19 protein-coding genes are annotated in these 17,695 nt (G+C 72.1%); 10 read left to right on the top strand and 9 right to left on the bottom strand.

Going from position 1 to position 17,695, the window contains the following annotated elements; genetic code table 11:
* Positions 1-46 precede the first annotated feature (46 nt).
* Complete coding sequence (locus AB0J02_RS16110; protein WP_363194286.1) at positions 47-502, top strand: Rieske (2Fe-2S) protein; 456 nt, start codon at positions 47-49, stop codon at positions 500-502.
* Here the strand turns inward: AB0J02_RS16110 and AB0J02_RS16105 are convergent.
* On the bottom strand, positions 489-1,130 hold the full coding sequence (locus tag AB0J02_RS16105; RefSeq protein WP_363194285.1) for a cysteine hydrolase: 642 nt from the start codon (positions 1,128-1,130) through the stop codon (positions 489-491). The genes AB0J02_RS16110 and AB0J02_RS16105 overlap by 14 nt on opposite strands.
* Positions 1,131-1,256: 126 nt before the next feature.
* On the opposite strand from AB0J02_RS16105, the gene AB0J02_RS16100 reads away from it, so the two are divergent.
* Positions 1,257-1,724: a pyridoxamine 5'-phosphate oxidase family protein gene (locus tag AB0J02_RS16100; protein ID WP_363194284.1), complete on the top strand. Its 468-nt coding sequence runs from the start codon at positions 1,257-1,259 to the stop codon at positions 1,722-1,724.
* Between the two features lie 15 nt (positions 1,725-1,739).
* Here AB0J02_RS16100 and AB0J02_RS16095 read toward each other — a convergent pair whose 3' ends face one another.
* The gene (locus AB0J02_RS16095) at positions 1,740-2,666 is read right to left on the bottom strand and encodes a LysR family transcriptional regulator (RefSeq protein WP_363194283.1); all 927 of its coding nucleotides are present in this window, start codon (positions 2,664-2,666) and stop codon (positions 1,740-1,742) included.
* Between the two features lie 75 nt (positions 2,667-2,741).
* Here AB0J02_RS16095 and AB0J02_RS16090 point away from each other — a divergent pair, with 75 nt between their 5' ends.
* Entirely contained in the window at positions 2,742-3,683 is a 942-nt protein-coding gene (locus tag AB0J02_RS16090) for a DMT family transporter (RefSeq protein WP_363194282.1), read from the top strand.
* A 15-nt stretch (positions 3,684-3,698) separates the two neighbouring features.
* Here AB0J02_RS16090 and AB0J02_RS16085 read toward each other — a convergent pair whose 3' ends face one another.
* Positions 3,699-5,030, bottom strand: coding sequence for an aminotransferase class I/II-fold pyridoxal phosphate-dependent enzyme (locus tag AB0J02_RS16085; RefSeq protein WP_363194281.1), 1,332 nt, complete (start codon positions 5,028-5,030; stop codon positions 3,699-3,701).
* Positions 5,031-5,067: 37 nt separating this feature from the next.
* On the opposite strand from AB0J02_RS16085, the gene AB0J02_RS16080 reads away from it, so the two are divergent.
* Together AB0J02_RS16080 and AB0J02_RS16075 are read left to right on the top strand one after the other, a co-directional pair.
* Positions 5,068-5,745, top strand: a complete 678-nt coding sequence (locus AB0J02_RS16080) for a pyridoxamine 5'-phosphate oxidase family protein (RefSeq protein WP_363194280.1) — start codon at positions 5,068-5,070, stop codon at positions 5,743-5,745.
* Entirely contained in the window at positions 5,745-6,392 is a 648-nt protein-coding gene (locus tag AB0J02_RS16075) for an FMN-binding negative transcriptional regulator (RefSeq protein WP_363194279.1), read from the top strand. Before AB0J02_RS16080 ends, AB0J02_RS16075 begins: the two co-directional genes overlap by 1 nt.
* Positions 6,393-6,401: 9 nt before the next feature.
* On the opposite strand, the gene AB0J02_RS16070 is transcribed toward AB0J02_RS16075, so the two are convergent.
* The 3 genes from AB0J02_RS16070 to AB0J02_RS16060 form a co-directional block, all read right to left on the bottom strand.
* Positions 6,402-7,343, bottom strand: coding sequence for an EamA family transporter (locus AB0J02_RS16070; RefSeq protein ID WP_363194550.1), 942 nt, complete (start codon positions 7,341-7,343; stop codon positions 6,402-6,404).
* Positions 7,344-7,703: 360 nt separating this feature from the next.
* Complete coding sequence (locus AB0J02_RS16065; protein ID WP_363194278.1) at positions 7,704-8,732, bottom strand: EamA family transporter; 1,029 nt, start codon at positions 8,730-8,732, stop codon at positions 7,704-7,706.
* An 83-nt stretch (positions 8,733-8,815) separates the two neighbouring features.
* Positions 8,816-9,325, bottom strand: coding sequence for a Clp protease N-terminal domain-containing protein (locus tag AB0J02_RS16060; RefSeq protein ID WP_363194277.1), 510 nt, complete (start codon positions 9,323-9,325; stop codon positions 8,816-8,818).
* A gap of 198 nt (positions 9,326-9,523) precedes the next feature.
* On the opposite strand from AB0J02_RS16060, the gene AB0J02_RS16055 reads away from it, so the two are divergent.
* Positions 9,524-9,712: a hypothetical protein gene (locus tag AB0J02_RS16055; protein WP_363194276.1), complete on the top strand. Its 189-nt coding sequence runs from the start codon at positions 9,524-9,526 to the stop codon at positions 9,710-9,712.
* 139 nt (positions 9,713-9,851) lie between these two features.
* Complete coding sequence (locus tag AB0J02_RS16050) at positions 9,852-10,280, top strand: SRPBCC family protein (protein ID WP_363194275.1); 429 nt, start codon at positions 9,852-9,854, stop codon at positions 10,278-10,280.
* Between the two features lie 97 nt (positions 10,281-10,377).
* Here the strand turns inward: AB0J02_RS16050 and AB0J02_RS16045 are convergent, their stop codons facing one another.
* Positions 10,378-10,995, bottom strand: a complete 618-nt coding sequence (locus AB0J02_RS16045) for a PadR family transcriptional regulator (protein WP_363194274.1) — start codon at positions 10,993-10,995, stop codon at positions 10,378-10,380.
* 282 nt (positions 10,996-11,277) lie between these two features.
* Here AB0J02_RS16045 and AB0J02_RS16040 point away from each other — a divergent pair, with 282 nt between their 5' ends.
* Positions 11,278-12,087, top strand: coding sequence for a PhzF family phenazine biosynthesis protein (locus tag AB0J02_RS16040; protein WP_363194273.1), 810 nt, complete (start codon positions 11,278-11,280; stop codon positions 12,085-12,087).
* A 23-nt stretch (positions 12,088-12,110) separates the two neighbouring features.
* On the opposite strand, the gene AB0J02_RS16035 is transcribed toward AB0J02_RS16040, so the two are convergent.
* A complete protein-coding gene (locus AB0J02_RS16035; RefSeq protein ID WP_363194549.1) occupies positions 12,111-12,911 on the bottom strand; it encodes a type II CAAX endopeptidase family protein in 801 nt (266 codons plus the stop codon).
* 186 nt (positions 12,912-13,097) lie between these two features.
* Between AB0J02_RS16035 and AB0J02_RS16030 the strand changes: the two genes are divergently transcribed.
* Positions 13,098-14,867: a substrate-binding domain-containing protein gene (locus tag AB0J02_RS16030; protein ID WP_363194272.1), complete on the top strand. Its 1,770-nt coding sequence runs from the start codon at positions 13,098-13,100 to the stop codon at positions 14,865-14,867.
* 17 nt (positions 14,868-14,884) lie between these two features.
* Here AB0J02_RS16030 and AB0J02_RS16025 read toward each other — a convergent pair whose 3' ends face one another.
* Entirely contained in the window at positions 14,885-16,405 is a 1,521-nt protein-coding gene (locus AB0J02_RS16025) for a glutamate-cysteine ligase family protein (RefSeq protein ID WP_363194271.1), read from the bottom strand.
* Between the two features lie 534 nt (positions 16,406-16,939).
* Between AB0J02_RS16025 and AB0J02_RS16020 the strand changes: the two genes are divergently transcribed.
* Entirely contained in the window at positions 16,940-17,524 is a 585-nt protein-coding gene (locus AB0J02_RS16020) for a hypothetical protein (RefSeq protein WP_363194270.1), read from the top strand.
* The last annotated feature ends 171 nt before the right edge of the window (positions 17,525-17,695 follow it).

The following is a 17,695-nucleotide window of genomic DNA, read 5'->3' as shown; positions in this document are numbered from 1 at the left end:
GTACCCCCACGGGATCCAGGTCCGCCCATCGAAAGGAACCGAGAACATGACCGCTTCGCAGGAGACCGCAGCCCTGGGCCCGGCGCCCGCCCGCCGCACCGTCGTCGCGGCGGTCGGCGCCGCGGGGATCGCCGCCGTGCTGACCGCGTGCGGCGACTCGAAGGACGGCGCGTCCGAACCGGCGGGCAACGCCGCGTCGGCGGGCGGCGGCGGGAGCGAGGAGCTCGCCAGGACCTCGGACATCCCGGAGGGCGGCGGCAAGATCTTCGCGGACGCGGGTGTCGTGGTGACACAGCCGAAGAAGGGGGAGTTCAAGGGGTTCACGAGCACCTGCACGCACCAGGGCTGCGCGGTGACCAAGGTCGAGGGCGGCACCATCGACTGCCCGTGCCACGGCAGCAAGTTCTCCATCGAGGACGGCAGCGTCACGAATCCGCCGGCCACGCGGCCGCTGGCCGAGAAGAAGATCACGGTCAGCGGCGATTCGATCAGCCTCGCCTAGGCCGCTTCCACGCGGCCAGCACGTCCGGTGTCGCCGTGACGGTGGCGACGAGGGCGAGGGTGTTGCAGATCATCGCGGGGGTGTAGTCGGAGGGCACCCCCGCGATCGCGTCCTTGGGGACGACGACGGTGTAGCCGAGGTTCACCGCGTCGAACACCGCGTTCGGGATCGCCACGTTGGCGGAGACGCCGGTGACGATGAGCGTGCGGCAGCCGAGGTTGCGCAGGAGCGGGTCGACGTCGGTCCCCGCGAGGGGCGACAGCCCGTGCAGGCGCCGGACGACGAGGTCCTCGTCGGCGACCTCGATCGGCGGCGCGATCCGGACGGCCGTGGAGCCCGACAGCTGCTGTACGGGGAGACGTTCGGCGGCGCGGAAGAGGCGGCCGTTGCGGTTGGCGCCGCGACCGTCGGGGCGTCGCTCGGCGACGGCGTGCACCACCTGGACGCCGCTCTCATGGGCGGCGGCGACGAGCCGCGCCACGTTGACCAGCGCGCCCGACGACCGTGCCTCCTGGGCGAGTTCCGGCAGGGCGCTCTCGGTGCCGACGACACCCTGTTGGCACTCGACGGTCAGCAGCACGGTGCTCGCCGGGTCGAGCAGCTCGGCCAGGTTCTCTCGCGTCGCCATGGTTCCCCCTGTACCTGTACGTCCGGCCCCTCCGGGGTGCTGGAGACTAGCCACCATTGCGCGTGGACGGAAGAGGCCGCATGCTGCATTCCTGACACACCGTCAGTCGATGGAGGGGGAGCGCCCATGACCGGCACCCAGCGCCGGGGTCGGAAGATCATGATGACCTCGCAGGAGCTGGACACGTTCCTCACCGAGCAGCGCACCTGCCGGGTGGCCACGGTGTCGGCGGACGGCACCCCGCACGTCAGCCCGCTGTGGTTCGTGTGGGACGGGACGTCGATGTGGTTCTACTCCCTTGCCCGCAGCCGCCGCTGGGCCGACCTGCGGGCCGACGGACGGGTGGCCGTGGCGGTCGACGCGGGCGAGGGGTACGGCGAACTGCGCGGCGTCGAGTTGTCCGGGCGCATCGAATTCGTCGGCGAATCCCCGCGCACGGGTGAGCCGTGCCCCGAACTCGGCGCGCCGGAGCGGCTGTTCGCGCGGAAAAACTTCGAGATGGACGAGATGTTCCACGACGGTCGGCACGCCTGGGCCCGGCTGACCCCGGACAAGATCGCCTCATGGGACTTCCGCAAGCTGGCGGATCTTTAGGAGTGCGGGGTTGCTTCAGCCCCTTCCACGGTCGGCCGATCGCCCCAGGTCGGCCCCCACCTTCCGCAGTGCCTCCACCGCCGCCCGGATAGAGGGCCGGCGGTCGGCGTCCGCCCGCCACACCACGTACACATGGCGCCGCACCTGCTGCCGCACGGGCACGGTCACCACACCCCGAGGCATCGGGTCGCGGCCGAGCAGCGGCGCCACGCACACGCCCAACCCGGCGGAGACGAGACCGAGTTGGGTGTGCGTCTCGGCCGCGCGGTGACCGACCTGGGGCTCGACCCCCTTGGCGCGCAGCGTGAACAGCAGCCACTCGTGGCAGAACTCACCCTCGCCCCAGGTGATCCATTCGTCGTCGGCGAAGTCCTCCAGACCGACCTCGGCGCGGCCCGCGAGCGGGTGTCCTTCGGGCATCGCGATGTCCGCCGGGTCGTCGAGGATGCTCGCCTTGGCCAGACCGTCGGGCAGCGCCATCGGCTTGTTGTGCCAGTCGAGCACGATCGCCATGTCGAGGTCGCCACGGAGCACTCCGGCGACACCGGCCTCGGGCTCCAGCTCCTGGGAGCGAACGCGCAGTTGCGGATGCGCCGCGCGCAGTGCGGCGAACGCCGCGGGGAACAGCCCCCGGGCGGCGGTGGGGAACGCGGACAGGCGCAGCTCGCCCACCACCTGCCCGCGCTGCGCCTCAAGGTCGGACTGGGCCAGCTCGACCTGGGACAGGATGCGTGCGGAGTGGTCGGCGAGCAGCCGCCCCGCATCGGTCAGGCGCACCCCGCGCCCGTGCTTGGCGAGCAGCTGCTGGCCGACCTCGCGCTCCAGCTTCGTCATCTGCTGCGAGACGGCCGAGGTCGTGACGTGCAGCGCGTCGGCGGCGCCGCTCACCGATCCGTGCCGGGCGAGCGCGTCGAGCACCCGCAGCCGCTCCAAGTTCAACATGTAAGCGATGCTAAGCGATACCGCGCATAAAGTCTCGCTTGTGCTAAGGAGACGGCGGGCGCGATCCTTACGTCCATGAGCACCGTCACCGCCGCCCGCACCGCGGCGACCCCCGCGAACCCCGCCCCCACTCGCCGCGCTCTCGACTGGCGCATCCGCTTCGGCGCGCTCTCCCTCATCTGGGGCTTCAGCTTCCTGCTCATCAAAGTGGGCACGGACGGATACGCCCCGTTCCAGGTGACGCTCGGGCGGCTGTTCTTCGGCACGCTGGTGCTCGTCGCGGCGATGGCCGTGAAGCGGGAGCGGCTGCCGCGCGGCGCCCGCACCTGGGGGCATCTGGCGGTCGCCGCGTTTCTGCTGAACGCGCTGCCGTTCTCCCTGTTCGCCTTCGCCGAGGAGACGATCCCCTCGACGCTGGCCGGCATCTGCAACGCGACGTCGCCGCTGTGGGGCATGGCGCTGTCCCTGGTCGCGCTGTCGGAGGACCGTCCGACCCGGCGCCGGGTCGCGGGCCTGGGCATCGGCTTCCTGGGTGTCCTGACGGTCCTCGGTGTCTGGCAGGGCTTCCACGGCCTGGACGTGACGGGCACGGTGATGGCGCTGCTCGCCTCGCTCAGCTACCCGGTCGGCTGGATCCACCTCCGCCGCACGCTCGCGCACACCGGCAACTCCCACCTGTCGATGACCGGCGCCCAGCTGCTCATCGCCACAGTCCAACTGGCCGTCGTCACACCGCTGTTCACGTCCTGGCCGAGCCACTTCGCGGTCGTCCCGCTCCTGTCGATCGTCACCCTCGGAGCGCTCGGCACCGGCCTCGCGGTCCTCATCCAGTACGGGCTGGTCGCCGAGGTCGGCCCGACGACCGCGCAGATGGTCACGTACTTCATCCCGGTCATCGCGACCGCCGCGGGCGTCGCCGTACTCGGCGAGTCGCTGAGCTGGTCGACCCCGGTCGGCGCGGTGATCGTCCTGGCGGGTGCCGCGCTCACCCGGTCCCGGGCCCGCGCCAAGGCCTGAACGGCCCGGCCCGCGTCAGGCGTAGGACCGCGTCGGCGCGGGCCCGACCGCCGCCGCCACCGTGTCCGCCACGGCCTCGATCTCCTCGACGGTCAGCCGGGACACGGTGATCCGCACGCCCGGCCCCGCGTGCATCCGGAACCGGGCGCCCGGCGCGACCGCCCATCCCGCGTGCAGCAGCCGCGCCACCGCGCCGGTCTCGTCGGGCACCGGGATCCACACGTTCATGCCGCTGCGCCCGTGGGCCTCGATCCCCCGCTCGGCGAGCGCCGCGATCAGCGCGTCGCGCCGCTTCCCGTACGAGGCCGCGACCGCCCGCGCGTCCACGGCGCCGGCCGCCCACAGCCCGGCGACCGCCCGCTGCACGATGCGGCTGATCCAGCCGGGCCCCAGGCGCTGGCGGCCGCGCACCCGGTCCACGGTGACGGCGTCGCCGGTGAGCACCGCGAGCCGCAGATCGGGCCCGTAGGCCTTGGCGACGGAGCGGACGAACGCCCAGTGCTGGGTGGTTCCGGCCAGCGGGTGCAGCGGCAGGTCGACGATGCCGTGCCCGTGGTCGTCCTCGATGAGCAGCACGTCGCGGTGGGCCGCGAGCACCGTGCGCAGGGCCTTCGCGCGCGCCGCGCCCACCGCGGCGCCGGTCGGATTCTGGGCGCGATCGGTCACCACGAGGGCCCGCGCCCCTTCCCGCAGCGCCCGCTCGACGTCGGCGGGCAGCGGCCCGTCGTCGTCCACGCCGACCGGCACGAGGCGCAGCCCGAGAGCGGGCACCAGGTCGAGCATGCTGCCCCATCCGGGGTCCTCGACGGCGACCGCGTCCCCCGCCTTGAGGTGCGCGGCGAGCACGCGCTCGATCGCGTCCAGCGACCCGGACGCGACGGCCACCGGCCCATCGGGGACCCCGTCGGCGTCGAGATCGGCCCGCGCCCGGCGCACCAGCTCCGGCTCCAGGGGGTCGTCCCCGTAGAGCACCGGCTCGCGGTCCCCGGCGGCGGCCGCGGCGCCGAAGGCCGCGGCGAGCGAGGGCAGCAGCGCGGTGTCCGGGTTCCCGTCGGACACGTCCCGCACGCCCTGCGGCACGTCCACCCGGATGTGCTCGCGCGCGGTCGTGGCCGGCTTCGGGCGCACCCGGCTGCCCCGGCGCCCCGCGGTCTCGATGACCCCGCGCTCACGCAGAGTGCGGTACGCGGCCGCGACCGTATTGGGGTTCACGCCCAGGTGCTGGGCCAACTCCCGCATCGGCGGCAGGAGTTGACCCGGTTCCAGGTCGCCGTCGGCCACCGCACGCTCGACGCTCGCGGAAATCTCGACCGCGCGCCGCCCACTGATCCGATACTCTTCTAGCACAAACAGCAGTTTGCACTAGTGCAATGGAGTTCGCAACATGAGTGTGGCCCCCGAGCCGACAGCCGCCGCCTACGCCCCCACGGAGCGCACGGTGCCGACCCGCTCCAAGGAGCGTGCCGCCTACGACCGCGCCCAGGTCCACTCGATACTCGACGAGGCGTACGTCTGCCATCTCGGCTTCGTGCGCGACGGCGCCCCGGTCGTGCTGCCCACGCTGTACGGCCGCGTCGGCGAGCGCCTCTACGTGCACGGGTCCACGGGATCGCGGCCGTTGCGCATGGCGGGACAGCGGGACCCCGGCCTGCCGGTGTGCCTGACCGTGACGCATGTCGACGGACTGGTACTGGCCCGCTCCGCCTTCCACCACTCCATCAACTACCGCTCCGTGGTGATCCACGGCACCGCGCACCCGGTCACGGACCCGGAGGAGAAGCGGCTCGCCCTGGACGCGCTCGTCGACCACGTGGTGCCGGGCCGGGCAGCCGACTCGCGCCCGGCCAACGCCAAGGAGCTCGCCGCGACCGCCGTGCTCAGCCTCGACCTCGCCGAGGTGTCGGCGAAGCTGCGCACCGGCGGCCCGAACGACGAGCCGGAGGACCTGGACCTGCCGCACTGGACGGGCGTCGTCCCCCTCCGGCAGGGCTACGGCCCGCTCGTCCCGGCCGACGACCTCGCCGCCGGCATCGAGGTGCCCGCGTACCTGCGGGACCTGTGATGCTGATCCACCCCTGGGACGCGGCCCGGGATGCCGCCGAGTGGCAACAGTGGCTCGCCGCCCACGACTTCGGGCAGCTCGCGGTCAACGGACTGCCCGGTGAGCCGCCCTTCGTCCAGCCGATGCACTTCGCGTACGACCCGTCGGCGGGCGGCGAGTTCGGCGAGGCCGTCGCCCACCTCGCCCGCCCCAACCCGGTCTGGCCCGCCCTCGACGCCTGCCCCGAGGTGCTGCTCAGCGTCGTCGACGACTACGCGTTCGTACCCGGCCCGTGGCAGGCGCTGCCCGGCGCCCCCGCCGAGCACGGGACGCCGACCAGCGTGTACACCGCCGTCCAGCTCCGCTGCACCGCCCATGTCGTGGACGACCCCGAGGAGAAGTCCGCGCTGCTCAACCGGCAGGTGGGCCACTTCCAGCCGCCCGGCCTCTCGGCGACGGTGGCGGTGGGCGAGGCGCCGTACGGGCGGATGCTGTCCGGCATCCGCGGCCTGCGGCTCGAAGTGACCGGCGTGCGGGCCAAGTTCAAGTACGCCGGGCACAAACCGGAGGAGGTCCAGGACCGGATCGCCGCGGGGCTCGGCGAGCGGGGCACTCCCGGCGACGCCGCCGCGCTCGCGGGACAGCGGCGGCGACGCCAGGAGGCGTGACGGCTCAGCTCATCCGGAGGCGGAGCGGGTCTCCGACACGGCGAGACCGAGGACCGCGGCCAGCATCAGGGCCGTACCCGCGACGGTGGCCGCGGTCAGCCGCTCCCCCAGCAGGGTCACGGCGATGACGGCCGCGCCCACCGGTTCGAGCAGCATGATCACGGACACCGTGGCGGAGCGCACGACGGCCGCGCCCGCGAAGTACAGCGCGTAGGCGAGCGCCGTGGGCACGGACGCCGTGTACGCCAGCAGGCCCAGGACCTCCAGGTGCTGAACCGTGTGCGGGACCAGGCCCTCGGCCGCGCCGAAAGGAAGCAGCACGAGCGAGGCGACCGCGAACGTGCCCACGGTCGTGCCCAGTTGGCCGCCGGACCGGCCCGCGCGCCCGAACCACCGGGTGAGCAGCGTCATCACGGCGTACCCGGCCGCGGAAGCGAGGGCCCACAGCACGCCCTGCGGCCGCACCGTCGCCCCTCCGCCGCCCAGGATCAGCACCGCGAGCCCGCCGAGCGCGCCCGCGACGGCGATCGCACCGCCGCGGCCGATCCGCTCCCCCAGGGCCAGCCGGGCGCCGAGCGCGATGAGCACCGGGCCCGCGCCGAGCGTGACGACGGTGGCGACGGCAAGGCCGGTCATCCCCACGGCGGCGAAGTAGGCGGTCTGGAACAAGGCCAGGCACAGGCCGAGCACGACGAGCCGGACGGCCTTGCGGCCCAGCGGTTCGGCCGGTGCGACAGCGGGCCTGCGCCGCAGCACCCGGGCTGCCGCGAGCAGGACGAGGCCGCCGGCGCACCGCCAGAACGACAGGGCGGCGGGGCCCAGGTCGCTCTGCCGGAACACGACGGAGGCGGCGGCGCCCGCCGTGCCCCAGGCGACACCGGCGACGACGAGATACAACAAGCCGCGCGCGACGGGCAGTTGAGGCGCGGAACGGACAGCGGAACACGGCACGGCTGAGCCGGCCGAAACGGCATTCGACACGTGGATCTCCACGGAAAGGGTCCCGCCGCAGCGAGGACCGGGGACACGGACCGTCCTGCGCGGGCGGCCGCGCCCCGGGTCGAGAGCTGCGTTCGAGAGGGCGGCCGCCGGCGCCAGGGCCCGACAGACGGATCCGTCCGGTCCGGAGGGATCGACGCCCGCCCACGGGCGGTCCGGTGGATCAGGCAGCACCCTGCGGACCTGCACCTATAGGTGCAGGTCTCGTGGGCGGCGGATCACCGAACGTGCCCGGGTCCGGCCGAGCGGCCGGACAGGCCCTAGCCGACCGGTGGCGGCAGAACGAGCGCGTGTGCATGCATGATCGGCACCCTAGACCGCGCCGCCCGACCGGGACAACGCGGTTTCCGCCGGTTCGGCTGGGGGCTCCGGCGGCCGCGTCGGCGCCTTCGACGACTGCGCGATGAACGCGCCGACCAGCACCACCGCGCCACCGAACAGCTGCGGCGCCGACAGGTGCTCGCCGAGCAGGACCCAGGCGAGGACGGTCGCGATGACCGCCTCCAGACAGGCCACGACGCCGGCCACCTGCGGCGAGAGCCGCCGTACGGACACCACGCCGGTGAGGTACGCGACGACGGTGGCGAGCAGCACGATCCAGCACAGCAGCAGCCAGGCGGGGACGGCGGTGCCGTTCATGGTGGCGTCGCCCGCGAGCACCGACCAGTCCATGCCCCATGGGCGGGCGATGACGGTGAGCACGACGGCGCCGATCAGCAGCCCGTACGCGATGACGCCGAACGGATCGGGCACCTCGCCGCCGGAGGCGCCCGCGTCGCTGCCCTGGTCGGACAGGACGAAGTACCCGACCTGACAACAGGCGGCGCCGAGCGCGAGGAGCAGTCCGAGCGCGTCGAAGCTGAGCCCCGACCACACCTCGACGACGCACGCGAGCCCGCCGACGGCCAGCACGACGCCGAGCGCGGCGGCCCTGGTCACGGGCTTGTGCTGGATGAAGCGGACCCAGCCGAGGACCAGGGCGGGTGCCAGGTACTCGACGAGCAGGGCCACGCCGACGGGGATGCGGGAGATCGCCGCGAAGTAGCAGGCCTGCACGCCGGCGACGGCGAGCAGCCCGAACCCGAGGAGCAGCAGGGGCCTGCGGCGCACCAGCGCGCGGTGCCGCCAGGCGAGGGGCAGCATGACGAGGGCGGCGCCCGCGACGCGCAGCCACACCACAGAGAGGGAGTCGAGTCCCGCTTCGATCAGCGGTTTGGCCGCGACGCCCGACCCGCCGAACGCGAGCGCGGAGACCAGGGCGAGTCCCAGCCCGAAGCCGCGCCCACTGGTTCCCCGACTCCCCTGACTCCCTTGAGACCCCTCTGACCCGTGCACCGGCACATCATGACAGGGCAGGTCAGGACCTTCATCCCCGATGACCCCTGTCTCACAGGACGGACCGCGGCCCCTTCGTCCTGCGGCGGTCAGTTCAGGCGCTGCCGCAGCCGCGCCACGTCCACGCCGGCCCGGCCGAGCACCTCGACCGCGCGGCACTCCCCGTCCGCCGCGAGCGCCGCCAGGACGTCCACACCGCGGGCTCGCGCATCCCCGCGGACCGCGGCCCGCTCGGCACCGGCCTCCATCGCGGCGGCGGCGGCGGGCGACCAGCCGGGGGCGCCCCGGACGAGGGGGACGGCGCCGGAGTCCTCCACAGCGCCCTGCCACTGCAGCCCGTAACCGATGCTGCGCTGCACGAGATAGCCGAGCAGCCGTGCGACCTGCCCCTTGTCGGCGAAGGCTGCGCGCACCTCGGGATCGGCTTCGAGGAGCGAGTGCAGCAGATGCGCGGTGTCGATCCGGCCGTCCCCGTCCCGCACCGCTCGTCTTCGGGCTCCGGCGACGACCAGGGCCAGCTCATCACTGAGCGGCGCGTCACCTTCTTCTTCCTTTGTGTGGCCGTGCGCGGTGGCGTCCGACGGGGTAGGGCTATGCACGTACCCCACCTCATCAGCCACGATGCACGGGGGCATCCCCGGTGGGGAGCATTCCCGGGTCCGACACAAGTTGGGCACGGATGAGCGACTCCTCCTCCTCAAGGATGAGATCGCACCTTTGCCCCCCGAAGCACGCACGCCGCCTTGTCCCGCACCCGCGCGCAACCACGACCCCCTCGGCTCTCGTCCGTCACAGACATGGACCGCAGGTGCTGGCTCGTGGCCCTGCCCGCGATCGACGGCAGGCAGTACGTGTATCGCGTGTACGCCCCGGACGACGCGCTGCGCGCCGACCTGTTCTGGGACGCCTGGCACTGCCACGACGAGGGTCCGCACCCGCGCGCGTACGACCTGTTCGACGCGGCGGAGATCGAGCGGGCGGGCTGAGCGGTCACCGGCCGACCATTTCTGACGGTTCATCAGTATTGAATGTTCGAGGCCATGCCGCTACTTTCCGCGACACCACAGCCCACACAGCTCTTGCCGCAGCTCTCGACACAGCTCTCGACATAAAAGGGGTGGCCGCATGGCCGAAGTCAGCGCGGAAGCACGCATCGAGGCGCCCGCCGAGAAGGTCTGGGCGCAGCTCACGGACTTCTCCTCGTACGGGGAGTGGAACGCCACCCACACCAGCTTCCCCAAGGGCGCCCCCGCCTCGCTCGAAGTCGGCGGCCGGTTCGAGGAGAACATGAAGCTGATGGGCTTCCCGGCCGAGGTCACCTGGACCGTCGAGGATCTGGAGACGCCCCGCACCCTCGCGATCAGAGGCAAGGGCCCGATGGGCGTGACCGTCGGCACGCGCTACACCCTCGTCCCGGACGGGGACGCCACGACGGTCCGCGTCGACGGCGAGTTCACGGGCGCCGCGGTCTCCCTCATGGCGGGCAAGCTCAAGGACTCGGCGACGGCGGCCCTCCTGGAGTCCCTGCGCAAACTGGCCGGCCTGGTGGCCTGACGGAACGGACGACGGTACGTACGCGAAGAGGCGCCCCGTACCTGTCGTACGGGACGCCTCTTCGGTGTTCTGAACCCTGGCTGGGCCCGCACGGGGCTCAGTCCTCGTCGGCGAGGATCAGGTACAGCTTCTTGCGCGCGTCGTTGATGACCGTGAGCGCCTTCTCGCGCTGCTCCTTGCTGCCGGTCTTCCAGACCTGGCCGAACGCCTCCATCAGACCGAAGCCGGCCTGCCGGATCTCGTTCATGGCCTCCCAGTCGACACCGCGACCGGGCTCCTCCCAAGGGGCGTCGGGACCCTCTTCGGCGGCGGTGGTGCCGGCGTCGGTGAGCGAGAAGAGCTTCTTGCCGCCCTCGCTCGCACTGGTGATCAGGCCCTCGTCCTCGAGCAGCTGAAGCGTCGGGTAGACGGAGCCCGGGCTGGGCTTCCACGCGCCTCCGCTGCGCTCGGCGATCTCCTGGATCATCTCGTAGCCGTGCATCGGGCGGTCCTTGAGGAGGGCCAGGATCGAGGCGCGCACGTCACCGCGCCGCGCTCGGCCCCGGGGCCCGCCACCGCGGCCGCCGCGCCCGCCCCAGGGGCCGGGGCCGAAGCCCGGACCGAAGGGTCCGAACGCCGCACGCCGGCCTTCGAAGCCGCCGCGCTCGAAACCGCCCCGGCCTTCGCGGCCGGGCCCGTGGTGTCCATGTCCGTGGTCGTGTCCGTGGGTACGCATGAGAATCAGTCCTTTCGTAACTGATCGGGGGATTCATCGAACGCGATCATTGACCGATCGCGATGCCTCAACGATATATCGGAAGACTTCGTTTGGCAACGCCCGATGCCAGTTCCCCGAAAAACGTCCGCGCGGAAGTCGATCCGGGCCGCGACATGTTCGGACCGCGGCGCGGCGCGCCGCTGCTCGCGGGCCGGGGCGGGCGGAGAACCGGGGGAACCATGCCAGCCGCGCCGAATTGGCCTTGGCGGCGGCCCGGAGCCGTCGCCTACCGTCCCTGACATGCGTATTCGTATCGTCGACGCCTTCACCGACCGCCCCTTCGCCGGCAACCCCGCCGGCGTCCTGCTCCTCGACGCCTTCCCGGACGACACCTGGCTGCAGAGCGTCGCCGTCGAGGTCAACCACGCCGAGACCGCCTTCGCGCACCCGCTGCCCGAGGGCGGCGAGGCGGACTGGGCCCTGCGCTGGTTCACGCCCGGTACCGAGGTCGACCTGTGCGGCCACGCCACGCTGGCCACGGCCCACGTGCTGCACTCGACGGAGATGACCCGGGGCCCGGTCCGCTTCGCCACGCGCAGCGGCGTCCTCGTCGCCACCCCGCACGACGACGGCTCGCTCACCCTCGACTTCCCGACGGCACCGCTCACCGAGGAACCGGCGCCGGCCGGTCTCGCCAAAGCCCTCGGCGCACAGCCGCTCTCGGTGCACGACACCGGCCGCTCGGTCGGCGACCTGCTGGTCGAGCTGTCCGACGAGAAGACGGTCCGGGCCCTCGCCCCCGACCTCAAGGCGCTGGTCGGGCTCTCCGAGCGCGGCATCATCGCCACGGCCCGCGCCGAGGACCCTTCCCGGGGCTACGACTTCGTCTCGCGCTGCTTCTTCCCGGGCGTCGGGGTCGACGAGGACCCGGTGACGGGCAGCGCGCACACGGCCCTGGCCCCGTTCTGGGCGCACCGCGTCGGCCGCACCGACCTCACCGGTCTGCAGGCCTCGGCGCGCTCCGGCCTGGTCCGCGTAGGGCTGCGCGGCGAGCGCACCCTGCTCACCGGCAGCGCGGTCACCGTCATCGAGGGCACGCTCCACGCGTAGCCTTCGGGTTCAGGCGCCCGGGTTCAGGCGGTGGGCAGCCAGTCCACCTTTCCCGCGAGCAGCCCGTATCCGACGAACGCACCGATGTCCAACAGGGAATGGGCCACGACCAGTGGCCCGACCCGCCCCCACCGCCGGTACAAGTAGGCGAAGACGACGCCCATCGCGAGGTTCCCGAAGAACCCGCCGATGCCCTGGTACAGGTGGTACGAGCCGCGCAGCACGGACGACGCGACCAGCGCCGTGCCGGGCGTCCACCCCAGCTGCCCGAGCCTGCGCAGCAGATACCCGACGACGATGACCTCTTCGAGTACGGCGTTCTGCACCGCGGAGAGAATCAGTACCGGGTACTTCCACCACACGTCGGGCAGCGCCTCCGGCACCACCGTGAGGTTGAAGCCCAGGCCGCGGGCCGCGAGATAGAACGCGATGCCCGTGCTGCCGATCACGGCCGCGATCGCGGTGCCGCGTGCCCCGTCGAACCACGGCCGCGTCCGGTCGAAGCCGATCGTGCGCAGGCTCCCGCCCTCCCGCAGCAGGAAGTGCGCGACGAGCGCGACGGGTACGAGGGCGCTCGCGATCCCGAACAACTGCCACGCGAGATCGAGCCACGGCCGCCCGGGCGCCGCCGAGGCGTTGAGTGTCGCGGCCTGGTCCTTCAGACCACCCGGTTTGGTGACCGATCCGACAAAGCTGATCAGCGCGGACACGCCACTCGCACCGAGCGAAAGCCCCAATACGAGCAGCGTCTCGTCCCGCAAGAATCGTCGCGAGAGCCCCTCATGGGGAAAAGAACCGGCCACCGACCCCGCCTCCACCTGCACACCTGCCTTCACTTGAGTAATCCCGTCTCATCCCTCACGTCGTCCCACTAGGGTCTCGAATGCAGGTACGAAGATCGCGCGCGACAGGCCGGGGGGCGAGCGCCGCAGTCCGGCACACCTCTGCCTCCCTTGCTCCACCGCTTATATCGCAACTGCCTTTGCGGCTCAGGGAGAGGCTCCACCGTCATGGGACGTCACAGCAGCATGCCCGACGAGTACGGGACGGCCACGAGCGCCCCGCGGCCCCGGCCGCGAGGCCGCTCGGTGGCCATCGCGACAGCCCTCGTCCTCGTCGTCGCGGCAGGCACCGCCCTGGCCGTCCGCAGCGACCTGATCGGCCTCGGCGACTTCTGCGACGACACGGTGCACCTCGACGTCGTCGCCTCACCGGATGTGGCGCCCGCGCTGCGGGCCGCGGCCGACCGGGCCCGCGAGCAGAACATCACGTCGGACGGCGACTGCCTCGACGTCGCCGTCACCGGCCGCGAGTCGTCCCAGGTCGCCGACGCGCTACGGACCACGAAGGGCAGGCCGGACTACCAGGTGTGGGTGCCGGACTCGGACCTGTGGGTCCAGCGGGTCGAGCGGACCGGCAAGGCGACCCGGCTCACGACCGCCGGGAACGTCGCCGCGTCGCCGATCGGCGTCGGCATGGTGCCGTCGGCCGCGAAGGCGTTCGGCTGGCCCGAAAAGACGTACAGCTGGACGCAGTTGACGGGCGCCGCGATGGACGACGACAAGCTGCGCCTGGGCGCCGCGGACCCGGCCCGCAGCTCCACCGGCCTGCTCGCGCTCAGCAAACTGGCGGGCGCCGCGAAGAGATCCGCCGACGGCGACACCCGGGCCGCCGCCATGGCGAAGGTCCTCTCGCAGCGCACGTCCGACAGCGACGGGCAGTTGATGGACACGGTGGCCCGCGACGACTCCGGCACCGAGCAGGGCAACCCGCGCCGCAACCAGGCGGTGATCCTCTCCGAACAGGCCGCCTTCGCGCACAACGCCGGGGCCGGCGCCGGCAACCCCCTCGACCTCTTCTATCCGAAGGACGGCTCGCCCCAGCTGAACTACCCGTTCTCCCTCGTCGACGCGGACGCCCTGGCCACCGACGAGAGCCGCGCCGCCGTCCGCTTCATGACGCTGCTCGGCGCCCCGGACGGCCGGTCGATCCTGGAGAAGCACGGTTTCCGCACCGACGGCGGCGCCTCACCCGACGCGGTCGCCGAGCAGGCAGGCGCCCGCGCCCCGCAGCCGTACGCGGAGCCCACCTCACAGCCGCCGAGCGAGGAGGAGATCGAGGAGACCCTCGGCATGTGGACGATCACGGTGCAGAGCGCCCGCATCAGCACGGTCGTGGACGCCTCCGCCTCCATGGCGAACCCGGTGCCGGGCCGCGGCGAGTCCCGCATGGAGGTGACGAAGGCGTCCATGCTGGCGGCCCTGGCGACGTTCACCTCCGAGGACGAGATCGGCCTGTGGGAGTTCTCGACGCTCCTCGACGGCAACCGCGACTACAAGAAGCTGGTGCCGACCGAGCGGCTCGGCGACCGCGAGGGCTCCGGCACCCAACGCTCCCGGCTGACCGCCGCGTTCACCTCCCTCCAGCCGGTCCCGGGCGGGGCGACCGGCCTGTACGACACGACGCTCGCCGCCTACAAGGAGGCCACGTCGTCGTACAAGAGCGGCAAGTTCAACGCCGTGGTGGTGGTCACCGACGGCGTCAACGAGGACCCGGGTTCGGTCTCCCGCAGCAGCCTCGTGTCCCAGCTCCAGGACCTCGCCGACCCCGAGCACCCGGTGCCGCTCATCGCCATCGCCGTCGGACCGGACACCGACAAGGACGAGATCGAGCAGATCGCTGAGGCGACCGGCGGCTCGGGCCACCAGGTCAGCGACCCGGCCGACATCCAGCAGGTGATCCTCAAGGCCATCGTCCAGGCGGGCGCCGCGAGCGGCTGAGCCGGTTCGGCCGCGCTTCAGCCGAGCGGGACGGCGGGCTCCGGCAGCCCCACGGGCCAGGTGTGCACGGGCTCGCCCAGGTGCATCAGCTCGGCGTACCGGCGCGTGGTCGCCGCGAGCGCCGCGTCGCGCGCGAGGCCGCTCTCCAGCGCCCGGTGGTAGGTCGCGGCCTGCCACGCCGCGCCGTTGGTCCGTCGCGCGCACCGCTCCTCGATCACGCCGAGGTAGTAGTCGCGGTCGGCGGGTTCGACCCCCCACGCGTCGAGCCCGGCCGCCGCGAGCGGCAGCAGCTCGTCCCGTACGAGGGTGACGGCCTGCACCTGCTCGGTCCCGCCGAACCGCCCCCGGCGCGGCCACTCCAGGCGCGCGTCGATGCCGTGGCGGCAGGCGGCGTCGAAGTTGCGGGCGGCGGCGTCGAAGGAGAGCCGCGACCACACCGGCCGCGGGTCGTCGGCCAGCGTCCGTACGAGGCCGTAGTAGAAGGCGACGTTGGCGATGACGTCCGTGACCGTGGGCCCGGCGGGCAGCACGCGGTTCTCGACGCGCAGATGCGGGACGCCGTCGGCGATGCCGTAGACGGGCCGGTTCCAGCGGTACACGGTGCCGTTGTGCAGCACGAGTTCGGCGAGGTTCGGCACACCGCCCCGATCGAGCACGTCCAGCGGCTGTTCCTCGTCCAGGATCGGCAGCAGCGGCGGGAAGTACCGCAGGTTCTCCTCGAAGAGGTCGTACGCCGAGTCGATCCACCGCTCCCCGAACCAGGTCCGCGGCCGCACCCCCTGCGCCTGCAGTTCGGGCGGCCGGGTGTCCGTGGACTGCTGGAACAGCGGGGGCCGCGACTCCCGCCACAGCTCACGGCCGAACAGGAACGGCGAGTTGGCCCCCAGCGCGATCTGCACGGCGGCCACCGCCTGCGCCGCGTTCCACACATCGGCGAACCGGCCCGGTGTGACCTGGAGGTGCAACTGCACGGATGTACAAGCGGCTTCGGGCGCTATCGAGGAGGACGCGCAGGTCAGCCGCTCGACGCCGTCGATGTCGAGCACGAAGTCCTCACCGCGCGCGGCGACGATCGCATCGTTGAGCAAGGTGTAGCGGTCGACGTCCGACAGGTTCGCGGAGACGAGATCATCCGCGCCCAGCGTCGGCAGAATGCCGATCATCACGATTCCCGCGTCGACCTCATTGGCCTTCCGGTGGGCATAGCCGAGCCCGGTGCGCAGTTCCTCGGCGAGCTGGTCGAGAACGCGGCCGCCGAGCGGGTGCGGCGCAATGTTCACTTCCAGATTGAACATCGCGAGTTCCGTTTGGAAATCCCGGCTCGCGATTCGCTCGAGTACCTCCGCATTCATCATTCTCGGCGTCCCGTCGGGCCCGGCGAGATTCAGTTCGATCTCCAGTCCCATGAGATTCCTGGGCCGGTCGAACCGCTTCTCGTCCAGGAGTCGCCGGAGCCCCGCGAGACAGTCCCGCACCTTGTGCCGGTAGTCCCGCCGGTCGGCCAGATCGACCGCGCCGGCAACGACCTTCTCCCCCATGGAAGCTTCCCTCCTCGCATGGGCCGCCCGACGATCCGGCCGCGTGTCACGGTGGATGATGCCCATGCAATGTGATCGATAAGGCCCCGCGCGGACCCGCGGAACAGTACGCTCGATGCGGTTACCCGGGGGCACATTCCTTAGGCATGCCACGTTCCGTAGATAAATCTACGAACGGTTGGTGAAAAACGCCGACGAGAATCAGCCGACCGCCCGATCGGGCAACACCGAGGTCACGCGGCCAAAGCTCAAGAGAAATCGGATGGGCGCCGACAAAACGGCACGGGGACGACGGCTTAATAGCGCCTTGTGCACCCCATCCGCCTTGGTAGCGGAAACAACTTGTGAACACACGTCGTATAAACTTCGCGAACGAGACAGAGAGTTGGCGCCCGAGGTCCAGGCCCCCGCCCCCTCTGCCCCGCGTAACGCTGCGCACCCCGCGCACCCCGCAGACCCCGCAGCAGACAGCGCCGTCCGCTCGTCCCGCACCGCCCTCGCACCACGTGCCTGTCGAATGAGAGGCGACCCACCATGCCGCTGCATGTCCCCCCGGCGCCCGCGCCCGCCCTCCGCACTGTCCTCACAGCCCTAGGTTCGCCCACCGCCGTCCGTGAGGCCCGTACCCCTTCCCTGCGTGCCGCACAGGGACCAGCAAGTCCTGAACTCCCCTTGCCCGTCCACGTGTTGGACCGCATCACGGAAACCACCGGACCTTCGCGCGCCCGCCTCGCGGGCTGGCGCTTCCTCATCCGTATCGGGGATCGCGCGGTGGCCGCCGCCGACACGATGCTCACCCCGGACGGCTGGACCTTCTCGCACTTCTTCGAAGGCCCCTACGTCTCCTCCACCGAGCGCGCCCTGCGCCAGGCGGAATCCCTGCCCAAGCCCTACCAGCCACGGCTGCTCTCGGTCCCGGAGCTGTACATGCTCACCCTGTGGCTGCACGGCGACCACACCGCCGACGCCGCCAGCGGGCACCCTGCCGCCGACGACATCCTGATCCCGCTCGCGCCGGCGCCACCCGGCATCGCGGCCCACCGCCCGCACCGCGTGGCGGAACTGCTCCCGGTGCTCGCCCTTCGGCTGACACCACCACGGGCCGCCCTGCTCGCCTGACCCTGTGCCCCGCACCGTCCGCCGTCCGGTCGCGGGGCACAGCTCTGCCCGGCCCCGCCCCACCGGACTAGCCCACTCAGGCCACCCGGAACCACCCGAAGGGACAGTGCAGTTGGGATGAACCGTCCGCACGGGTGACGCGTCTTCATCCGGTGAGGACCGCTGCAACGA

This window comes from Streptomyces sp. NPDC050264, from assembly GCF_040655895.1.
In the GTDB taxonomy this organism is placed as follows: domain Bacteria; phylum Actinomycetota; class Actinomycetes; order Streptomycetales; family Streptomycetaceae; genus Streptomyces.
The sequence above is the reverse complement of the archived record's forward strand: the minus strand, read 5'-3'. Positions and strand labels throughout refer to the sequence as shown.